This is a genomic window from Bacillus sp. NTK071 (genome assembly GCF_017303315.1).
Taxonomy (GTDB): Bacteria; Bacillota; Bacilli; order Bacillales; family Guptibacillaceae; genus Guptibacillus.
In genome coordinates this window covers 43,978-63,706 of record NZ_JAFKOI010000013.1, presented here as the reverse complement: position 1 = coordinate 63,706, position 19,729 = coordinate 43,978, and the positions used below count along the sequence as shown (strand labels likewise).

The 19,729-nt window shown below is 39.0% G+C and carries 18 protein-coding genes; 15 read left to right on the top strand and 3 right to left on the bottom strand.

Translation table 11 applies throughout. The features are described 5' to 3' along the window. Positions 1-32: 32 nt before the first annotated feature. Positions 33-167: a DNA-binding anti-repressor SinI gene (gene sinI / locus JI666_RS16630; protein WP_206893895.1), complete on the bottom strand. Its 135-nt coding sequence runs from the start codon at positions 165-167 to the stop codon at positions 33-35. Positions 168-432: 265 nt separating this feature from the next. Between sinI and JI666_RS16625 the strand changes: the two genes are divergently transcribed. From JI666_RS16625 to JI666_RS16615, 3 genes are all read left to right on the top strand, one after another. Continuing rightward, positions 433-951, top strand: a complete 519-nt coding sequence (locus JI666_RS16625) for an SRPBCC family protein (protein WP_206893893.1) — start codon at positions 433-435, stop codon at positions 949-951. Positions 952-1,334: 383 nt separating this feature from the next. Next, entirely contained in the window at positions 1,335-2,336 is a 1,002-nt protein-coding gene (locus tag JI666_RS16620; RefSeq protein ID WP_206893890.1) for a zinc-dependent alcohol dehydrogenase family protein, read from the top strand. A gap of 290 nt (positions 2,337-2,626) precedes the next feature. Continuing rightward, positions 2,627-2,821, top strand: a complete 195-nt coding sequence (locus JI666_RS16615; protein ID WP_206893889.1) for a hypothetical protein — start codon at positions 2,627-2,629, stop codon at positions 2,819-2,821. A 48-nt stretch (positions 2,822-2,869) separates the two neighbouring features. Here JI666_RS16615 and JI666_RS16610 read toward each other — a convergent pair whose 3' ends face one another. Further along, positions 2,870-3,508, bottom strand: coding sequence for a LysE family translocator (locus JI666_RS16610; protein WP_206893888.1), 639 nt, complete (start codon positions 3,506-3,508; stop codon positions 2,870-2,872). Between the two features lie 453 nt (positions 3,509-3,961). Here JI666_RS16610 and JI666_RS16605 point away from each other — a divergent pair, with 453 nt between their 5' ends. The 8 genes from JI666_RS16605 to JI666_RS16570 all read left to right on the top strand — a co-directional run bounded on the left by JI666_RS16605 (position 3,962) and on the right by JI666_RS16570 (position 14,843). Next, entirely contained in the window at positions 3,962-7,201 is a 3,240-nt protein-coding gene (locus JI666_RS16605) for a DEAD/DEAH box helicase (protein WP_286170906.1), read from the top strand. Positions 7,202-7,301: 100 nt separating this feature from the next. Next, positions 7,302-7,589 (top strand): HNH nuclease-like protein HlpB, encoded by a 288-nt coding sequence (gene hlpB, locus JI666_RS16600; RefSeq protein ID WP_206893886.1) that lies wholly within the window; start codon positions 7,302-7,304, stop codon positions 7,587-7,589. 177 nt (positions 7,590-7,766) lie between these two features. After that, the gene (locus tag JI666_RS16595; protein WP_206893885.1) at positions 7,767-9,338 is read left to right on the top strand and encodes a glycine betaine uptake BCCT transporter; all 1,572 of its coding nucleotides are present in this window, start codon (positions 7,767-7,769) and stop codon (positions 9,336-9,338) included. 280 nt (positions 9,339-9,618) lie between these two features. Further along, positions 9,619-10,332 carry an NAD-dependent deacylase gene (locus JI666_RS16590; protein ID WP_206893884.1) on the top strand — a complete coding sequence of 238 codons (714 nt, stop codon included), beginning with the start codon at positions 9,619-9,621 and terminating at the stop codon, positions 10,330-10,332. Positions 10,333-10,478: 146 nt separating this feature from the next. Next, a complete protein-coding gene (locus JI666_RS16585; protein ID WP_206893883.1) occupies positions 10,479-10,955 on the top strand; it encodes a GNAT family N-acetyltransferase in 477 nt (158 codons plus the stop codon). A gap of 27 nt (positions 10,956-10,982) precedes the next feature. Continuing rightward, positions 10,983-11,579, top strand: coding sequence for an LOG family protein (locus JI666_RS16580; protein WP_286170905.1), 597 nt, complete (start codon positions 10,983-10,985; stop codon positions 11,577-11,579). A gap of 302 nt (positions 11,580-11,881) precedes the next feature. Beyond that, positions 11,882-13,438, top strand: a complete 1,557-nt coding sequence (locus tag JI666_RS16575) for a fatty acid--CoA ligase (RefSeq protein ID WP_206893882.1) — start codon at positions 11,882-11,884, stop codon at positions 13,436-13,438. 160 nt (positions 13,439-13,598) lie between these two features. Then, entirely contained in the window at positions 13,599-14,843 is a 1,245-nt protein-coding gene (locus JI666_RS16570; protein WP_206893881.1) for a DHH family phosphoesterase, read from the top strand. A 608-nt stretch (positions 14,844-15,451) separates the two neighbouring features. Here JI666_RS16570 and recQ read toward each other — a convergent pair. Further along, positions 15,452-17,545 carry a DNA helicase RecQ gene (recQ, locus tag JI666_RS16565; protein ID WP_206893879.1) on the bottom strand — a complete coding sequence of 698 codons (2,094 nt, stop codon included), beginning with the start codon at positions 17,543-17,545 and terminating at the stop codon, positions 15,452-15,454. Positions 17,546-17,750: 205 nt separating this feature from the next. On the opposite strand from recQ, the gene JI666_RS16560 reads away from it, so the two are divergent. The 4 genes from JI666_RS16560 (at position 17,751) to JI666_RS16545 (ending at position 19,723) form a co-directional block, all read left to right on the top strand. Next, entirely contained in the window at positions 17,751-18,449 is a 699-nt protein-coding gene (locus JI666_RS16560; RefSeq protein ID WP_206893878.1) for a DUF421 domain-containing protein, read from the top strand. Between the two features lie 17 nt (positions 18,450-18,466). Next, complete coding sequence (fbpA, locus tag JI666_RS16555; RefSeq protein WP_206893877.1) at positions 18,467-18,658, top strand: Fur-regulated basic protein FbpA; 192 nt, start codon at positions 18,467-18,469, stop codon at positions 18,656-18,658. A gap of 176 nt (positions 18,659-18,834) precedes the next feature. After that, positions 18,835-19,023 carry a Spo0E family sporulation regulatory protein-aspartic acid phosphatase gene (locus JI666_RS16550; RefSeq protein ID WP_206893872.1) on the top strand — a complete coding sequence of 63 codons (189 nt, stop codon included), beginning with the start codon at positions 18,835-18,837 and terminating at the stop codon, positions 19,021-19,023. 457 nt (positions 19,024-19,480) lie between these two features. Continuing rightward, a complete protein-coding gene (locus JI666_RS16545) occupies positions 19,481-19,723 on the top strand; it encodes a type B 50S ribosomal protein L31 (protein WP_048310190.1) in 243 nt (80 codons plus the stop codon). Positions 19,724-19,729 lie beyond the last annotated feature (6 nt).

Genomic DNA, 19,729 nt, shown 5'->3' with positions numbered 1-19,729 from the left:
AGCATGTATCTCTGCTAAGTGGCTCATTCTGTTTAGGCAGTAGTGATTCCTTTTCGTTGTCCTACTTCTATTAAGAAAGCCTTGAATTCATCTTTCGTAATGGTTGATTCCATAGCTTCCTCAACCAGGCGTTTCCATTCCTCGGGTAAGCTTTTATCGCTATTCACATAACATTCCCCCTTTTTTCTGAATGTTTGACGTTAACAGTTAACTATCTAGATTATGAGGTTAACAGTATCATATACAAAGTTATGACAAAATTCAACAAATTTTCTCATTTTTTCTTTCTGTTTATTAGAAGCTATGCGAAATGTATTTTGAACATAATGGTTGTATGTAAAGGAAATACACCACTTGTGCAGAATTCTTGAAAGATAGTGCTAACCATATGAATGATGAGATTAGTAGTATCATTCATTAAGGAGGATGAAGATGGGAATCAAGTCTGACTTTCAAAAAGAACGTACTGAGTTAGTCATCAAACGAACCTTTGATGTGCCTCGCGAACTGCTGTATGCAGCGTGGACAAGTCGAGAACACTTAGAGCAGTGGTGGGGACCTAGAGGCTTTGAATTGCATGTTACCCAATACGATCTTCGCTCTGATGGCATCTTTCTTTATAAGCAACGGTCACCAGAGGGGATGGAGATGTGGGGAAGGTTTCAGTTCAAGGAAATTGATGCGCCAAAAAAGCTCATTTTTGTAAGCTCATTTTCAAATTCGGTAGGGGAAAGGGTTCGTGCACCGTTTAGCGCATCATGGCCACTAGAAATACAAAATATCCTAACATTCTTAGAACAAGATAGTACAACGAATTTAATCATTAGGGGGACTCCTCTTAACGGATCAGAAGAAGAAAATCAAACATTTGATGCTGCCAGGGAACAGATCAAACAGGGGTTTAATGGAACTTTCGATCAACTAGAAAGCTATTTAGATGACATTCTTTAGTTATCGTTCGATCAAACTACCTAATAGTGAGTAGCTTATGCTACTAGCTTTTTGGTGATGTAATTTAGGGAAATGAAAGGATGTGCAAGCATGTGGATTGCCATAAGAGTTACTGGAGGTGTAATACCTCTAGAGCTTCATTGCCAATTCAAATTGCAAAAGCCCTTCTCATAAGATGAGAAGGGCTTTTGCAATGACTTGCCATGGTACAGCCGGTCACCTGACAGCATCTTCTTAATGAAAAGATAATGACCGGCTGTATCAAGAAGTGTTGTCATAAAAATGAAATGCAATACCTGTTTGTTTGAAAAGATATGAGGGAAGATTTAAGTGGAGGCAAGCCTAAGCTTTGAGTTTAAATAATAGAAGGAGGAAATATCTTTATGAAAGCAGCGGTCATTCGAGAATTTGGATCAGCTAACCAATTTAACGTAGAGGATATTAAGTTAAGAGGATTAAAACCAGGCGAAATTAAAATTAATGTGAAAGCAACGAGTGTGAACCCTGTAGATCTCAAAATTCGATCTGGTGTAGCAGAAGCCTTTGCACCAGAATTTCCTGCCATCCTACATGGTGATGTAGCTGGGATTGTTGAGGAAGTGTATGACGGGAGTAATTTTGAAGTTGGCGATGAGGTTTACGCTTGTGCAGGTGGAGTGCAAGGGCTAAGCGGTGCTCTCTGTGAACATATGATTGTTGATCAAAAGCTAGTAGCGGTAAAACCACAAAATCTTTCAATGGAAGAAGCAGCTGCTTTGCCACTTGTATCCATTACAGCATGGGAAGCTCTGGTTGATCGAATTAATGTCCAGCCTGGACAAAATGTTCTCATTCATGGTGCAACAGGTGGTGTTGGGCATATCGCGATTCAACTTGCAAAATCACTTGGTGCAATTGTATACACCACAGCATCTACTTCTGAAAAAATGAAAATGGGTAAAGACCTTGGAGCAGATTACGCTATTAACTATAAGGAAACGTCTGTTGAAGAGTATGTTAATCAATACACAGATGGAAAAGGATTCGATGTTGTGTTTGATACTGTAGGTGGAGATAACATGGAGAAATCATTTCAAGCAGTTAAAAACGGTGGACAGGTTGCTTGTATTGTAGGAAGTGGCGAACATGATATGACACCACTTTACGTGAAAAGCGCAACTTATCATGGTGTATTAATGCTCATTCCAATGCTCACAAATGAAGGTAGAGAGCACCACGGAGAGATACTATCACGAGTCGCCAATATGGTTGAGCACGGTGCCATTAAACCAATATTAGATGAAGAAATCTTCAAGTTCAGCACAATTGGTGATGCTCACACCCGTTTAGAGTCAGGCAAAACGATCGGTAAAGTTGTAGCTAAAAATGATTTACCTCATCTCTAAAAGGATATTGAAAGAGGGACTCTTGATTTAATGGAGGGTTCCTTTCAACGTTAAATAGTGATTCTAAGAAACGTATATCTACTTCATCCACACTAGAACTTACTTTTCATTCTCTTCAATCCACTGCTTCGTAACAGATCAGGCATCGTCACCTCTATTCATAGGTATACGTATCTTTCTCTGTTAAGTAACAGTGAAAACATTTTTACTAGCGTTACAATCGTTTAGTATTTTTACAGGTTCCTTACGACCTAAAGTCAGTGTATGATGGGAATTGAGGAGGGGTAAAAATGATAAAGGTTGCAACGACTCTTATTATTATTTTTCTTATTATGATTATGATTGGTACATTGATGGTTGCGGGTAAAAGCGATCCAGGATATGGTAAGAAAGCTAAGAATACAACCGTGACGATATCTGCTATTTATTTATTTGTTGGCATCCTTGCAGTTGCAGGAATTGCCGCTTACGTTTATTTCAGTTGAGGGCGTTTGCGAGTTGTAGACGCTCTATTTATAGTAGAAGGGAACATACTATTTAGAGGCTACAAAAATCATTTCAGCAGCAAGGTACCCAAACCGTAAGCCAAAGAAAAGCAATACAAGACTAGCGGTTATACTAATGGCGCGGAGCGTGCGGGGTTTCATGAGCGATTTCCCGAAATGGACGGTCATACATAAGTTCACATTCCATAGCCCGATGCCGATAAAGACAAGGGCTGACAAGAAGAAAGCCTGCCATTTGTCTGGCTGCTGAAGAGAAACACTAAGAACAGACCCATAGATACCAAGCCAGAACAGCAAATTCATAGGGTTAAATGCAGCAATCATAAATCCAGCAGCATAGGAAGAAAAAAGCCCGGATTGGTCCTTATCTTTTTCTTCATCAAGACTTACCTTAGATATACATCCTTGAATGCCGGAAAGTGTTAAAATGATTGCACCTAGAATTAATAGGGAAACCTGTACATAAGTCACCTGAACAAAAGCAGCCAATCCGAAGAACATTAAATACATAAGCAAGAGATCAGCGCTCATTCCACCAGCACCTACAAAGAGTGAAGACCAAAAGCCCTTATGGATCCCGCGTTTCATAATTTCAATATTTATTGGACCAAGTGGGGCAGCAATCGATAAGCCGAGAACAATGTGTGCAATCGCTATTTCAAACATGAGGATCATTCTCCTTTTCAGCCTGTCAGCTTCATTCGTATATGGAGGAGAGCTTTTCATTGGCACTCTTCGTAGACATTGTTGTAATAAAAATAGAGAGTGGTGATTTCCGCTCCAATCTGCTAAATGTGGTTAATTCAATGATTGATTCAAAAGCAACAATCTTTTAGAAAAGAGCTTTTCCATTAAAAGAAGCTACATTCTAAATACATGTCCATTCTCTAAAAATTAGAAGTCGAATTTATAAAAAGACTCTATACTTGAGTTTTTATAGGATAAGAAAGTCATACTTAGCTGGTCTGGAGCGGGAATTAACCGTTTTGTACCAAAGGAACAATGTTTAAGAAATTAAATCGGCTAATCTGCATCTTGGATTGCTTCATATTTTGAAGAAGATGTGGAAAATTGTATAATGAAGGTTACTACTACCATTGGAATTGAAGTGATGTGGATATGAACCATTTTTCGATGTTTACAAAAAGCGAAATTAAAGAACGTTTTCCCGTAAGTTTTTATCAAAGAGGACTTACTTATTATCAGAGCGGGAGAGTATCTGAGCTTACATATGATGAAAACGATCAGTCGTACCGGGCATACGTTAACGGAAGTTTAGACTACAGCGTGTTAATTGAGTTGCTAGGTGATAATTGGTTCGGCTCATGTGAATGCGCTGCATTCGAAACATATGGCACATGTAAACACCTGGCAGCTGTACTGATTGCCATTAGTGAGAATGGTCCGCCTGAAGAGAAAGAAAGCGATAAACCAGTTGCAAAGCCCGTACGTAGCTATTATGAAACCAGTCAACTGATACAAGTTCTAGGGGATTATCAACCTGACGTCAATCGCTCTAGGATGAGGTCTGATGAGCTTAAAGTAGAATTTACGCTTAAAGCAAGTTCTTACCCTTCTCTTCGAAAGTCTCGAGGGGATTCTCCGTGGACGATTGAGTTAAAAGTAGGTGTTAATCGCTTATATGTCGTAAAAGATATCCGATCCTTTCTTGATGCAATCCTTGATGAAGAATCGTATATGTTTACAAAGAAATTCAGCTATGAGCCGGAGGAACACCACTTTCACGAACTTGATGAACCTCTTCTCCAAATGCTCTTATCAATTAGAAGAAACGAAAAGGTTTATTTAGATTTACCTGACAATTGGGGGCGTTTTACAGAGAATCGAGAATTGATTCTACCACCTCTTACAGCCAACGAGTTTCTAAATGAGCTGCTTAAGCAGGAGAGAACAATTCGATTTGAATATAATCGCACACTCTACGAAGAAATTGGGGTTTATGAAGGAAAATTGCCGTTTTCGTTTAAGATTGAGGAACGAGAGACCGATTATGTTTTGGATTTAAATGGTTTCCAAGCAGCTGCTTATTTTCCAACATATGGTTGGCTGTTCCATGAAGAGAACTTATATAAGTTAAGTAAACAGCAACAAGCTCTTCTTAAAGATCTTTCGAATTTCCGTAACTCAGCTAGAAAGAGTGATCTTTCGATATCTCAACATCAAATTGAACCGTTTCTTTCTCAGGTGGTTCCAGGCTTAAAGAAGCTGGGCGATGTGACCATCTCAGAGCAGATTAATGAGAAAATCGTAAACCCTGAGCTTCAAGCGAAAGTCTACGTCAATGCACAAGGTGTACGTCTTCTCGTTACAGTTGAGTACGAGTATGGTGAAGACCTTATTAATCCGTTTAAAGATGATACTAGAATGGTTAGCGAGCAAGATGGAATCATACTTCGGGATAGTGAAAAAGAACAGAAGATCATGTCTCTTATTGAACAGGCGTCGCTTAAATTCAATGGACGTGAACTTTATGTTGAAGATGAAGCCTTAATTTTTGATTTCCTATACTGGACCATTCCAGAGCTTAACGATCTTGCAGATGTTTTTCTAACTGAATCCGCACGTGAGTGGCTATTAGATGAAGCATCTTCTCCAGTTACATCGGTTGATATGGACAATAGTGGGAACTTTCTTGATGTCAGCTTTGATATGAAAGGATTGGATCAAAACGAGATTTCCAATATCCTGAAAGCTGTAATTGAGAAAGACCGTTACTATCGTCTTCCTAATGGTGCTTTTGTTTCAATGGAAAACGATGATTTTCAACATGTTGGTCAATTGCTAGATGACCTGAATATTAAAGAAAAAGATATTGATCGAGGGGAACTGCATCTCCCGTTATATAGAGGATTACAGCTAGATGAGCGGATTAGTGGTGGAAAGCACGCTTCTAGATACAGTAAAGCATTTCGAGAGCTTGTCTCTCGCCTGAAGCATCCTGAAGATCTACAATTCGATCTACCTGATGGGTTAGAGGCAGACCTAAGAACTTATCAAATGACGGGGTTTCAATGGCTGAAAGCTCTCGCTTATTATCAGCTTGGAGGCATTCTTGCAGATGATATGGGGCTCGGAAAGACCATTCAAAGCATCGCCTATTTATTATCAGAAAAGAATGAAAATCCTGATGCAACTGCACTTGTAATAGCTCCAGCATCGCTCATATATAACTGGAAGAAGGAATTTGAGAAATTTGCACCGGAGCTTCAGATCGAAGTAAATACAGGGACTCCTATTGAGCGTAAGGAATTATTGAATCAGGGGCTACAACCAGATGTCTGGATTACTTCCTATCCAACACTCAGGCAGGATATTGCCCATTATGAAACAATTGAATTTGATTCAGTCATTCTTGATGAGGCCCAGGCAATTAAGAATCCCGCAACCAAAACATCTCAGGCTGTTCGGCAAATTCGCGCTAAGAAACGCTTTGCACTGAGCGGGACGCCGATTGAAAACTCTCTTGATGAATTGTGGGCACTCTTCCATTCAATCATGCCAGGCTTTTTCCCTGATCAATCAGCATTCAGGAACTTGCCACATGAGCGAATTTCAAGGATGGTTCGACCATTTATTCTAAGACGGGTGAAAAAAGACGTCTTGAAAGAGCTTCCTGATAAGATTGAGACGGTTCAAGTATCCGAATTAACGAAACAACAAAAGGAACTTTATGTCGGCTATCTTCACCGTATACAGCAAGAAACGAAAGAAAACCTTGCTGGAGAAGGATTTCAGAAGAACCGCATGAAGATTCTAGCTGGACTGACGCGTTTGAGACAGCTCTGCTGTCATCCTTCACTGTTCGTAGAGAATTATGAAGGTCAATCAGGTAAGCTTGAACAGTTATTAGATATCGTAACGACATCAATTGAAAATCAAAAGCGACTCTTAATTTTCTCGCAGTTTTCGAGTATGTTGAAAATTATTCACCAGAAGTTAAATGACCTAGGCTATTCCGTCTTTTATTTAGATGGTCAAACTCCTTCAAAAGAGCGAGTGGAGATGACAGAACGATTTAACGGCGGAGAGAAAGAGATTTTTCTAATTTCATTAAAGGCTGGAGGGACCGGTCTGAATTTAACTGGTGCAGATACTGTCATCCTTTATGACCTGTGGTGGAACCCAGCAGTTGAAGAACAAGCTGCCGGACGTGCACATCGCATTGGACAGAAGAAAGTTGTTCAAGTGATGAGGCTGATTACGCAAGGTACAATAGAAGAAAAAATTTACGAGCTTCAGCAAAGAAAGAAAGAATTAATTGAGAAAGTTATTCAACCTGGAGAAACCATGATATCAAGCTTATCAGAAGATGAGATCAAGGATATCTTAAGCATATAACCCAAAAGCCTTCCTTCACTGGAAGGCTTTCTCCTTTTGAAATTAGGATTGCATACTGATTGAGGAAGATACAAACAATAGAAATAGGAGGAGAGATTAAATGGATGTGTGTGAGCTCTGTGGCAGAAGTGAAGTGAATTGCACCGTCCATCATTTGACCCCAAAAGAAGAGGGAGGTACCTTCAAACCGACGGCACTCCTTTGCGTCCCGTGTCATAAGCAAGTTCATGCGCTATATACAAATCAAGAACTTGCGATCAGATTGGATACGATTAGTAAACTTAAAGAGGATGACAAAATCCGACGATATTTGAAATGGATTAAGAAGCAACCGGGGACGAAAAGTGTTAAGACAAAGAAATCAAATGAACGAAAACGGAAAAAGTAATCAGGGCATATTGGAACTATTTTCACGAAAAAAGCTTGTTCAATATAGGTCATTAGACTTAGAATTTAAATTTGGCGTTTCGACATTTTTTATAGTGGTATAAATAGATAGAGGTAAAAAAGGACTATTTTGTACTGTATTCGATTACAGAAATAATTTTAAGTAGAGGTGAGGTATATGACAGAAAAAGTATCTTCTGTGTTCTGGAGCACGTTGGTCATTAGTTTAATTATGGTGGTCTGGGGAGCAGCGTCTCCAGAGACTCTAGAATCAATAACCGCCACTGCCCAAACATTTATTTCAAATAAGTTAGGGTGGTATTATTTAATTCTTGTTACGTTATTGGTCATATTCTGTATATTTATTATTTTCACGCCTTATGGCAAAATTAAGCTTGGTAAGGCGGATGAAAAGCCAGAATTTACACGTCTTAGCTGGTTCGCAATGTTATTTAGTGCTGGAATGGGTATAGGCCTTGTATTCTGGGGAACAGCAGAACCAATGTCCCATTATGCAGGAAATGCACCAACAGCCGAAACGGGTACACCAGCTGCTATTAAAGAAGCGATGCAATATTCTTATTTCCATTGGGGTATTCACGCATGGGCTATTTATGCAATCGTTGCACTTGTACTAGCTTACTTTAAATTTAGACATGACCGTCCTGGTCTAATTAGTGCTACCCTTTATCCAATCTTTGGTGAACGTGTTAATGGTCTTTTAGGTAAGGTGATTGATACGCTAGCGGTATTTGCTACAATTATCGGGGTTGCTACAACACTCGGATTTGGGGCAGTCCAAATTAATGGTGGTCTTTCGTTTTTAACTGACATACCGAATAGTTTCAGCTCACAACTCGTAATTATTGGCGTTGTAACTGTTCTATTTATGATTTCTGCCTGGTCTGGAATCGGGAAAGGAATTAAGTACTTAAGTAATGCTAATATAGGACTAGCAGGAATTCTCTTCCTTGCTATGTTTATCCTTGGACCAACAATTTATATTCTAAATATCTTTACTGATACGCTTGGAGCTTACCTTGCGAATCTTGTTGCTATGAGCTTCCGGATCGCACCATTGAATCCAGAAAACCGTGAATGGATTAATAACTGGACGATTTTCTATTGGGCATGGTGGATTTCATGGTCTCCATTCGTTGGTATTTTCATTGCACGTGTGTCAAGAGGAAGAACCATTAGAGAATTTCTTGTAGGTGTTCTACTAGTTCCTTCAATCGTTGGTTTCCTATGGTTCTCAACATTTGGTATATCTGCAATTAATATTCAGCAACAAGGCATTGCAGACATTGCCTCTCTTGCAACTGAAGAGTCATTGTTCGGTACTTTCCAGAACTATCCACTTGGAATCGTTCTCTCGATTGTAGCGATTACGTTGATTGGAACATTCTTTATTACATCGGCTGACTCAGCTACATTTGTATTAGGTATGCAAACAACATACGGTTCATTAAATCCTGGAACGAGCGTTAAGCTTACATGGGGAATTACACAGTCGGCTATGGCTGCAGTTCTCCTTTATACTGGCGGTCTTCAAGCGTTACAGAACGTACTTATTCTCGCCGCACTGCCGTTCTCGATCATCATGATCTTAATGACTGTTTCCTTCTACAAGGCACTAAAGAAAGAAAAGTATTTAGTGGCAAAGGATCCAAAGCCTAAGAAAGAAAAACGTAAAGAAAAAAAAGCAGGAATTGATCCGGATGATCAGACAGCACCTGCTACGAAATAAAAGAAAAAAGACAATGAAGGAATTTCCTTCATTGTCTTTTTTAGTCTCTTTTCTTACAGATTGTTGTTGTTTAGTGAGTGATTGTAAAGAGAGGTAATCAATACTTTAAAGCGACAATCTCTACGAAAACAGACTATTATAAAGTCATTAGTTTTCGTTTGAAGGTGACAAGTTTGTAACGAAAAATAATTTTAATTAACAGACATTAGGAAATAAGGTTTAGAATGGTTGAAATATGTGAATTGTTAACTATTCGTACTGATGAAAGCTGGTGATTTATATGCTTACGGAAATGTTTCGAGAAGCCAAACATACCGTTGTTCTTACTGGCGCGGGAATGAGTACAGAAAGTGGATTACCTGATTTTCGATCTGCAATCGATGGTATGTGGAATGATGTCGATCCACTTCAGTTTGCAAGCAGAGATGCCATGCAATTCGAACGAGATTTATTTGTTCGATTCTATAAACAACGCATACAGAAGTTGAAGGAAGCGCGCCCGCACCGTGGATATTATCAATTAGCGGAGTGGGAGAGAACTGGTGAAATTGGTTGCATACTCACACAAAATGTCGATGGATTTCATCAACTTGCAGGAAGCCGTAATGTAGCTGAGATGCATGGAACATTATGTGATGTATACTGTGATGATTGTGGTGAAAAAGCATCAAATGAAAGCTATTTAGACGATGAAATTAGCTGTGCTTGTGGAGGATTCAAAAGGCCAGGGGTTGTTTTATTTGGTGAGCCGCTACCGTTAAGTGCCATACATCAAGCGAAAATGGAAACAAAAAAAGCTGATCTTTTTATCGTTCTAGGATCGTCGTTACAAGTTTCTCCTGCCAATGTTTTTCCTATGGAAGCAAAAAGGAATGGTGCAAAACTTGTGATCGTTAACCAAGAGGCAACAGAGTATGATTCATATGCAGATTTGGTTATTAAGGATAGAATCGGCAAAGTCCTTGATGACCTTGTTAAATCTAATACGCACTAATAAAGAGTGGCACGAGACACCTGTCACTTATAAGATATATTATAAATACCGATCTCTGATCGGTATTTTGTTTTGTGAGAATTTGCTCTATTTTTCTAACATAGTTAATAGTAAGATGACGTTAAAGCGAATAGGGAGGGAATGATATGATCTTATTGAAACCAATGAGCGATTTTGCCTTTGCTCAGTTTATGGATTCCTCAATTGATAGCTATGCAGAGGAAAAAGTTAAAGCGGGAAATTGGAAAGAAGATGAAGCGTTTGAAAAGTCCAAGCAAGAATTTGATAAACTACTACCAGATGGACACCATACAGCGGATCATCTGCTTTATTCAATAGTAGCAGCAGCAGAGGATATCAAAGTCGGAAGTCTTTGGGTTCATTGTAAGGTAGAGACGAAGGAAGCCTTCATTTATGAGTTTGCTGTTGATGAAAATCAACAAGGGAAAGGTTATGGAACGAGAGCAATACAAGAACTTGAACAGATCCTTCATGAACAAGGAATTGAAGGACTCTCGCTGCATGTGTTTGGCCATAATAAGAAAGCGATTAGGCTTTATGAACGACTGGGGTTTGAAACAACTAACATGAATATGAAGAAAACATTAAATACTATTCGTTAGTCAATCGAGGTAAAGGGGGAGAATTCTTTGAACAAGCTTAAAAAGATGACGGTTTTTTGTGGCTCTAGTGAAGCAGTTGACGCGGAATACTTTAAAGCTGTTGAACAACTTGGTCGTGTCCTCGCGGAAAAAGACATTGAAGTGATATATGGCGGAGGAAATGTCGGTCTAATGGGTGGACTCGCAAGATCAGTACTACATCACGGTGGAAAAGTAACCGGTATTATTCCCCGAAAGATATACGAAAACGTGGCACATATTGAGTTATCAGAGCTAATAATAGTTGATACAATGCATGAGCGTAAAGCGAAAATGTATGAATCTGGAGATGCATTTATTGCTCTTCCAGGTGGAATTGGTACACTTGAAGAGCTGACTGAAATTTTCACATGGTATCAGCTTGAGTACCACAATAAGCCGATTGGCCTTCTAAACACGAAGAACTATTATGCTCCTTTCTACTCGATGCTTGAACATATGGTTAGTGAATCCTTTCTCCATAAGCGCTATTTGGAACCTTTACTAAAAGAGGACAACCCGAATACACTTGTTAATCGAATACAAACACATACTGTTCCATTAATGAATAAATGGAATCAAAATGATCTAGGAGATCGCATCTAAGTACCGGAATGAACCGGTACTTTTTTATATAATTTTTTTCGTAAACATAGTTGTTATAACAGTAGTGGTTGATTTCCACTCCAAGAGTCGAGTCCTTCCGCTCCAATCAGCTAAGTATGGTTCTTTATACCAAACTTCTTTCAAAAGCAACAATTTTTTAGAAAATAACCTTAAAAAAAAGAAGATTTTAAAAGAGAACCTAATTTGAAATCTAAATATTCTGAAATAAAAAGGGTTTTAGTGTGTGGAAATGGAACTATACATACGCTAACCCAAATTGAATAACAGATGGAGGGGTATAGATGTATGTAACAATTGGTTCTTTATTTCTACAAACAGTCAAAAAGTATGGTAAGGAGGAAGCGTTAGTTGACTCGGAACGAAACATAAGGTGGACATATGAGCAATGGAATCATGAAGTGAATCGATTAGCTAACGCTTTATTAGATGCAGGTGTTAAAAAAGGAGATCGGGTTTCAACGTTTCTTTTTAATACAGTTGAATTAGGGACTTTATTTTTCTCTTGTGCAAAGATTGGTGCCGTCTTAAATCCAATTAATTTTAGACTGAAATCAAATGAAATCGCTTACATAATTGAAGATGCAAAGCCGTCCATTTTTGTTTTCGAGAAAATGTTAGAACCTGTTGTAGCTGCAATCCAAGAGAATTATCCACAAGTATCGTTCTGGTCAATTGATGAAGGTGCACCGGTTTATGCTGAAAGCTATCCTCAGCATCTTCGTTTATCCAGCGATCGTGAACCCGTAGTAGATGTGGATGAAAATGATTTGTATGCGATTATGTACACAAGTGGTACGACGGGCAGACCAAAAGGTGTGATGCATAGGCATAGAAGCATGGTTGAACAAAGTTTAATGTGTGGTGCATCCCTTCATCTAAAGCAAGCAGATAGAGGACTGGTTGTTGCTCCAATGTTTCACTGTGCAGAGCTTCATTGTAGCTTTCTACCAAGGGTTCATTTTGGTGCAACGAATGTCATTCTTCATCATTTCGAGCCGAAAAAGGTTCTTGAAACGATTCAGAATGAGAAGATTTCATTGTTATTCGCTGCACCAACAATGTGGAATATGATCCTTCAGGAAGACTACTCACGATATGATCGAAGCAGCCTACGCGTTGGATTATATGGCGCAGCACCGATGGCACCTTCTCTTGTTATCGCCGTGAAAGACCAATTAGGAATTAACTTAATTCAAGCGTATGGCATGACGGAGATGGGCCCTGCAGTCACCTTTCTGGATGAGCATGAACAGCTAACGAAGGTAGGCTCGGCAGGTCGGGCGGCTATTAATCATGAAGTGAGAGTTGTGCGACCTAATGAACACGGCCCGTCTGAACCTGAAGATGTACTTCCTAGTGGAGAAGTTGGAGAAATTATTGTGAAAGGTCCTTCTATGATGATGGGGTATTACAATAGACCTGATGCATCAGAGACCGCGATGCATAAAGGCTGGTATCACTCTGGAGATTTAGGTTATTTAGACGAAGAGAATTATTTATTCGTATCCGATCGAGTGGACGATATGATTATTTCAGGTGGGGAAAACGTCTATCCAAGAGAAGTGGAAGACGCGATTCACGCGCACGCTGCTGTACTAGATGTTGCTGTTCTTGGTCAGCCTGATGAGAAATGGGGAGAGGTGGTTACAGCTGTTATTGTAAAAAAATCACCAATCACTGCTGAAGAGCTTGATCGTTATTGTAAAGAAAGTCCAAATCTTGCTGATTACAAACGTCCTCGAAAGTATCTCTTTGTAGATGAGCTACCGAGAAATGCAAGCGGAAAAATACAAAAGTTTCGCCTTCGAGAACAGTTTAAGGTAGAATCTAATACGTAAACTACACTCTTCTATTGTAAGTTGGACAGCTATTGTCAAATACCTGTATAATGGATAAATTGCAAGGTGAAAAGCGGGCTAAAGCTCGCTTTTTTCTATGTCATGAATTCATGAATTTTATTCTGACGTACATACTAAAATGGAATAGGAGGAAGAGCTGATGATTAAGTTGTTTACTGATAGCGACCTAGATGGAACTGCGTGTGCTCTTATTGCGGAAATTGCTTTTGAAGGTGATGCTAACATCACACATTGTACATATCGAAATTTAGATGACAGGGTAGAGGCTTTTCTTGAGCAGAATACGAATGATCCTGTCTTCATTACTGATTTATCTGTAAATAGTGACGTGGAGCACCAGCTCGAATCACGCTATCAAACAGGAACTCACGTTCAAATGATTGACCATCATGTAACAGCAATGCATTTCAATGATTATGAATGGGGTTTTGTCGATCCAGGTAAAGAGCAAAAAACATGTGCTGCTACATTGTTTTATCAATTTCTACTCGACAAAGAAAAAATTGAGCGCATGGAAGGTCTTGAACAATTCCTAGAGCTTGTTCGTTTGTACGATACTTGGGATTGGGAAGAGGAAAATGAAGTTGATGCGAAACGTCTGAACGACTTATTCTCAATTATGGGAAGAGAAACATTCAAGTCAGAAATGCTTCGTAGGCTGACTCGTGAACCAGATTCCTTTGCTTTTCATGAATCTGAGGAAATGATTCTGGATCTTGAAGAACGAAAAATTGAACGCTATATACATCAAAAGAATCGCCAGCTTGTTCAAACGTTTATAGATGAGTATTGTGTTGGTCTTGTCCATGCTGAATCCTATCATTCGGAATTAGGGAATGAGTTAAATAAACGCAATCCTCATCTTGACTTCATTACGATCATAAACGACGGTAGTAGGAGGGTAGGGTTTAGGACTATCCATGACGAAGCTGATGTATCAGAGTTTGCATCCCGTTTCGGTGGTGGTGGACATCCAAAAGCCGCGGGTTGTGAGCTCAATGAAGAGACTTTTCCGGTATTTGTGGAAGCCACGTTTGCTCTTAAACCGATCAAAACGGATGCAGATCGTAATCGACTGAATCAGCGTAACTCTCAGAGTGGCTCTTTCTATGAAAACCATGAGGGAAAGATTATCTATATTCGACCAGGTATGGAAAACGAATGGGAAGTGATGTGTCGAGGAGAGATTGAAGACATTGTGTTCCATCGTTATGAAGATGCTGAACGTCATGTGAAGAGAAACCATCAGGCTTGGTTACGATCTGACCGAGCCGTAATCGATGATTTTGTAAGTGTGCTCCCTCTTACAAAAGGTCAGGTAATTGAACGGTACCACACGATGATTAAAGCGATGCTTCACCAAAAAGAAGATGCCCTCAGCTGAGAGCATCTTTTTTTGTTAGCAATGACCGTTTCTTAATTCCATAACATGGGTAAAGAATAAAGCATGCCCATGGTCGCAACCATTGCGTTGTAAGCTTGTAATTTGGGTGTGAAAGGAGAAAACAGTGAAGCGAATGATTGGTAACAATCGTTACTCGCAAGTCCTTTACCAGACACAGAAAGCCAGGGCACGATGCATGAATTTGGAGAAAGAGCCGTACATCAGGACCATCGCGACACTAACTGGGTTCTCAGAAGAAGAAATATTAGAATCTCTCGAATTTGGTGATGTCGATTACATCATGAAGCTGCGATTGCACTATAGTTAGAAACAACGTTTTGTGTTGTTGGGCTATAAGGGGCATGCCTCTCTTTGGATAATTACTGAAGAGTGCAGCTAGTCATCTTTTAACCGACTATTTCGAAATGAAATAGTCGATTCTTTTTGTTCGTTTTAATGAATATAACATTCCATAAAATGAAAAACCTTGCTTGAGTCTGTCCAAGTTTGGAAGGTTGTCAAAAAATACTAATTCTTCAGTAGGATGTTAAAGAAAGCTAATCAGATCACAGATCTGATTAGCTTTCTTTGATTATACATTCTATATTTTAGGACCGAACCCTATTTTGTTGCCTATGCTTCGAAAGTGCAGCTTTAATCTGGAAATATGTGATTTCCTCAGGAAGTGCTTCTTTCAAAGGCTTTAATTTCTCATACCCGATCGATTCTGCTTGATCAAGAATGGCTTGCTCTATTTCTTGAGACATGAATGCCTGCACATCAGTGATCAAACCTTCTTCAATAGCTTTCAGAAGGTGCCCCTCAACTGTAGATGGACTCAAGCCTCTTGTAGCAGCAATGATCGATAGATCCTTTCCCTCTTCAAATAGTTTGAAAGAAGCTTTGTGACTTGCTTCGTCAGAGGACTCCGGCTTCGCGTTTGCAGCTGAGAGTAGTTCAAGAAAAGCTTCCCCATATTTTTCATATTTCATATCGCCAACACCCTTAATCTCGAGCATTTCTTCTCGCGAAGAAGGTGTTTTAGCACTCATTTCTCGAAGCGTGCTATCTGCAAAAACAACATATGGAGGGACATTATCTTTGTCCGCAATTTGCTTTCGAAGCGTACGAAGTTGAGTGAACAGTTGATCATTCTCTTCAATTGCAACAGGTTTTCTTGCAATCTTTTTATAGATTGTCTCCTGTCCCTTTAGAACAGGAAGGGTCTTTTCTTGTAATACAAGAGTAGGATACTTACTTTCTGTAAGAAGAATGTACTGTTCAGCTGTAAGGAAATCAATCATATCCACGATATCTTGCTGTGTGAGGTGTTTTAATAGACCGAATGTTGAAACCTGATCTAGGCTCAGCTCATTAATCCGTTTTGATTTAGATCCTTTTAGAATTTGGGCAATAATGGTTTTACCGAATCGTTCGTTCACACGTTTAATCGTTGAGAAGATCATCTGTGCTTCTCGTGTGATCTCAACGGCTTCTCGCTCGTCAATGCAATTGCTGCATTTCCCACATTTGTATCCAGGACGATCATCACCAAAGTAATGAAGAATAGTCCCCTGCAGGCACTTCTCTGTATGACAGTAGTCAACCATAGCTTTTAATTTAGTAAGCTCAGCTGATTTCCTAGATGGGTCGTGCTGATTTTGATCAATAAGAAATTTCTGAACATGTATATCACCAGGAGAGAAGAGGAGGAAACAATCACTTTGTTCTCCGTCTCGTCCAGCTCGCCCAGCTTCCTGATAATAGGATTCCATGTTTTTCGGAAGGTTATGGTGAATGACAAATCGTACATTTGATTTATCAATACCCATGCCGAAAGCGTTTGTAGCGACCATCACTGAGATGTTATCGAATAGAAATTCTTCCTGAGCACGTTTACGCTGTAATTCTGTCATGCCTGCATGATATTTACCTACGTTGATACCTTGTTTCTGTAATGAAGAATAAAGCTGATCCGCTTCTTTTCTTGTCGCTGTGTAAATAATTCCTGACTCAGAAGGGTTCTGGCTAATATATTTATCGATAAAAGATTTTTTCTTTTCTCCTTTTACGACAGAGAAATGAAGATTCTCACGAGCGAATCCTGAAATAAATGTTTGTTCTGTAGAGATATTTAGAATGCGTTGGATATCGCCTATTACTTCAGGGGTTGCCGTTGCTGTTAAAGCAATAACTGGCGGTTGCTCACGAAAATGGTTTAGCATACTACTAATTTTCATATAGCTTGGTCGAAAGTCATGTCCCCATTGTGAAATACAGTGTGCTTCATCCACTGCAATTAAAGAGATGGGTGTACGCTCTAGTAATCGTTGGAAAGTTGGAGCCTCTAGTCTTTCGGGAGCAATATAGAGCAGCTTGACTTCACCATTCTCAGCTTCTTGCATCTGTTCTCTAATTTCAGTTTCGGTAAGTGAACTATTAATATAAGCTGCATCTATCCCGTAGCTTCGAAGCGCATCTACCTGGTCTTTCATTAAGGAAATAAGAGGCGAAATGACAATCGTTAGTCCATCCGATAGTAGAGCTGGGATCTGATAACAGATTGACTTACCTCCACCGGTTGGCATTATCCCAAGTGTATTATGGTTGGTAAGGATGCTAGTAATAATGTCTTCCTGACCGCCTCTAAAGTGATCATATCCGAAATAATGTTTAAGTTGATCTCTTGCTACTTGAAGCATCGTATCTTCCTTTCTATCTCGCAAGAAATTCGTTTTGCTTTTCTCATCTTACCGTATTGATTGATGTGTGTATAGAGAACGTATCTGAAGTTTATTAAACTGTTTGGACTACCCACTTAAGCTGGATAATTGGAATTACTAATGGACAAACTATGGAAATATGGGGAGAAAAGGTTTTTAATTTCATATAAAGGGGAATTAGACGATGGGTGATTGGATTGAAATTGTCCTAAGGTCACTGTTAATCCTAGCAGGTTTATTTATCGTTACAAAACTTCTAGGTAAAAAGCAGCTGTCCAAGCTTTCCTACTTTGAATATATTGTGGGCATTATTATAGGAGATATTGCGGGGAGCTTATCGATGGATGCGGATGCTAATTTAGTAAATGGTGTAACAAGCATCTTAATCTGGACGCTCATTTCGATCCTCCTTAGTTATGTTTCGCTTAAGAACAAGAAAATAAGAGATATCGTAGAGGGCAAAGCAAGAGTATTTATAAAGGATGGCAAAATTCTTGAAGGGAATCTGAAGAAAGAACGCTTTACTTCGGATGAACTGCTTGAAATGCTGCGCAAGAAAAGTGTTTTCTCAGTTCGGGAAGTAGAATTTGCACTTCTTGAAGCAGATGGTGAGTTAAGCGTATTGCTTAAGCGGGATTACAGAGCTGTAAAGCCTTCTGAATTATGGCTTCAGCTACCAGAAGATAAAGAACCAAGAACTGTCATAATGGATGGTCAAATTATCAAAGAAATGGTAGAGAAAGTGGATAGAAGCACAGAGTGGCTTCAAAATATACTTGCAGATAAACATGTGAAAGTAGAAGATGTCTATCTTGCGCAACTTCACTCGGATGGTAAGCTTTCTTTGGATTATTATAATGACGGCATTGTGCAGGATGAGTAGAATGATGGAGGAAAGTTATGGAGAAAGTTTCGTCTCATACAAAAGAAGAACTGATCATACATTTGCTAGAAAAAGGGATTTATAAAGTTCAACATAAACAGCTATATGAATGCTCAAGGACGGAGTTGTTCTATTATTATTTGTCTATTACAAGAGACTCCCTTCAAGTTCTTTCTACAAAAATTAGTTCTAACAGCTTCAATTCCTGAAGCTGTTATTTTTATTAGAAGAATGGACTTATATTAAGAACTGATGCGAATAGTTTAACGAACAGTTAAAACAGCATATACAAGGAGTTTTTGTCTAGTTTTGGCGAAAGCCTTCACAAAGCATAGGAAAATTTGGATAATAGTTTTGTACTTATGAGAAGGAGGGGTGGCGAACCGTGTTATATGTTAAAGAAGATACGAAAGAAGAGTTGCTTCACTGGATTAAACGTAAGCAAGAAGAAATGATCGAAATCGGAACAGAGAAAGGCATTTCTCACGAAGAAACATTGCAGTGTAGTCAGGAGTTAGATCATCTCCTAACTTCTTATCAACGACTGGCCTCCGTCAACCAACTTAGAAGTTAGTCTCTGAATAGAATGAAAGATAGCTTCCTTTACAACTGGAGGATAATCATTCTGGAATTCATTAATACAATCACGAATTTGTTGAATAAGTAATAATTCCTCACGAACGGCATCACTCATTTCAACAGCCTCCTCAATCTTTAGTCTATACACCAATCATGACAAATCATACACATATTAGTCAATCCTTTTTGTGAAAATTCGTTCAATTGATACGATAATATTCTATATTTTCTGTCAAATAAGGACTTTTAGACTACCGCCTGAAGATAAAATACATAGCGTTCCTTAATTTTCTTTAAAAACTTGCATTCAATGTTTGAACATATGGAATAAAAATTATATACTAGAAAGGACGGGTTTTGGTGCCCAAAGGAATTTGGGTCCAAACCTCTGTTTATTTCTATACCATTCATTTAACGTAAATGATGATTTGATTGATAAAGGAGGTCTAGCAATGAAGGAAGGAATCCATCCAAAATACCAGCAAGTTGTATTTTTAGACGTTAGTACTGGTTTTAAGTTTCTAACTGGTTCTACTATGGGATCTAACGAAACAATTGAGTGGGAAGACGGTAGCGAATATCCACTAATTAAAGTTGATATCAGTTCTGAATCACACCCATTCTACACTGGTCAGCAACGCTTTAACGATGCTGGTGGTCGTGTTGAAAAGTTCAAAAAGAAATACAACCGCTAGTAGAAG

What these genes read in the sequence shown, in the direction of transcription:
- JI666_RS16575 (WP_206893882.1), top strand. Translation starts at nt 11,882, where the DNA reads ATGTATGTAACAATTGGTTCTTTATTTCTACAAACAGTCAAAAAGTAT.
- recQ (WP_206893879.1), bottom strand. Translation starts at nt 17,545, where the DNA reads ATGCTTCAAGTAGCAAGAGATCAACTTAAACATTATTTCGGATATGAT.
- JI666_RS16590 (WP_206893884.1), top strand. Translation starts at nt 9,619, where the DNA reads ATGCTTACGGAAATGTTTCGAGAAGCCAAACATACCGTTGTTCTTACT.
- JI666_RS16545 (WP_048310190.1), top strand. Translation starts at nt 19,481, where the DNA reads ATGAAGGAAGGAATCCATCCAAAATACCAGCAAGTTGTATTTTTAGAC.
- JI666_RS16605 (WP_286170906.1), top strand. Translation starts at nt 3,962, where the DNA reads ATGAACCATTTTTCGATGTTTACAAAAAGCGAAATTAAAGAACGTTTT.
- JI666_RS16620 (WP_206893890.1), top strand. Translation starts at nt 1,335, where the DNA reads ATGAAAGCAGCGGTCATTCGAGAATTTGGATCAGCTAACCAATTTAAC.
- JI666_RS16560 (WP_206893878.1), top strand. Translation starts at nt 17,751, where the DNA reads ATGGGTGATTGGATTGAAATTGTCCTAAGGTCACTGTTAATCCTAGCA.
- fbpA (WP_206893877.1), top strand. Translation starts at nt 18,467, where the DNA reads ATGGAGAAAGTTTCGTCTCATACAAAAGAAGAACTGATCATACATTTG.
- JI666_RS16585 (WP_206893883.1), top strand. Translation starts at nt 10,479, where the DNA reads ATGATCTTATTGAAACCAATGAGCGATTTTGCCTTTGCTCAGTTTATG.
- JI666_RS16595 (WP_206893885.1), top strand. Translation starts at nt 7,767, where the DNA reads ATGACAGAAAAAGTATCTTCTGTGTTCTGGAGCACGTTGGTCATTAGT.
- JI666_RS16625 (WP_206893893.1), top strand. Translation starts at nt 433, where the DNA reads ATGGGAATCAAGTCTGACTTTCAAAAAGAACGTACTGAGTTAGTCATC.
- JI666_RS16610 (WP_206893888.1), bottom strand. Translation starts at nt 3,508, where the DNA reads ATGTTTGAAATAGCGATTGCACACATTGTTCTCGGCTTATCGATTGCT.
- hlpB (WP_206893886.1), top strand. Translation starts at nt 7,302, where the DNA reads ATGGATGTGTGTGAGCTCTGTGGCAGAAGTGAAGTGAATTGCACCGTC.
- JI666_RS16615 (WP_206893889.1), top strand. Translation starts at nt 2,627, where the DNA reads ATGATAAAGGTTGCAACGACTCTTATTATTATTTTTCTTATTATGATT.
- JI666_RS16570 (WP_206893881.1), top strand. Translation starts at nt 13,599, where the DNA reads ATGATTAAGTTGTTTACTGATAGCGACCTAGATGGAACTGCGTGTGCT.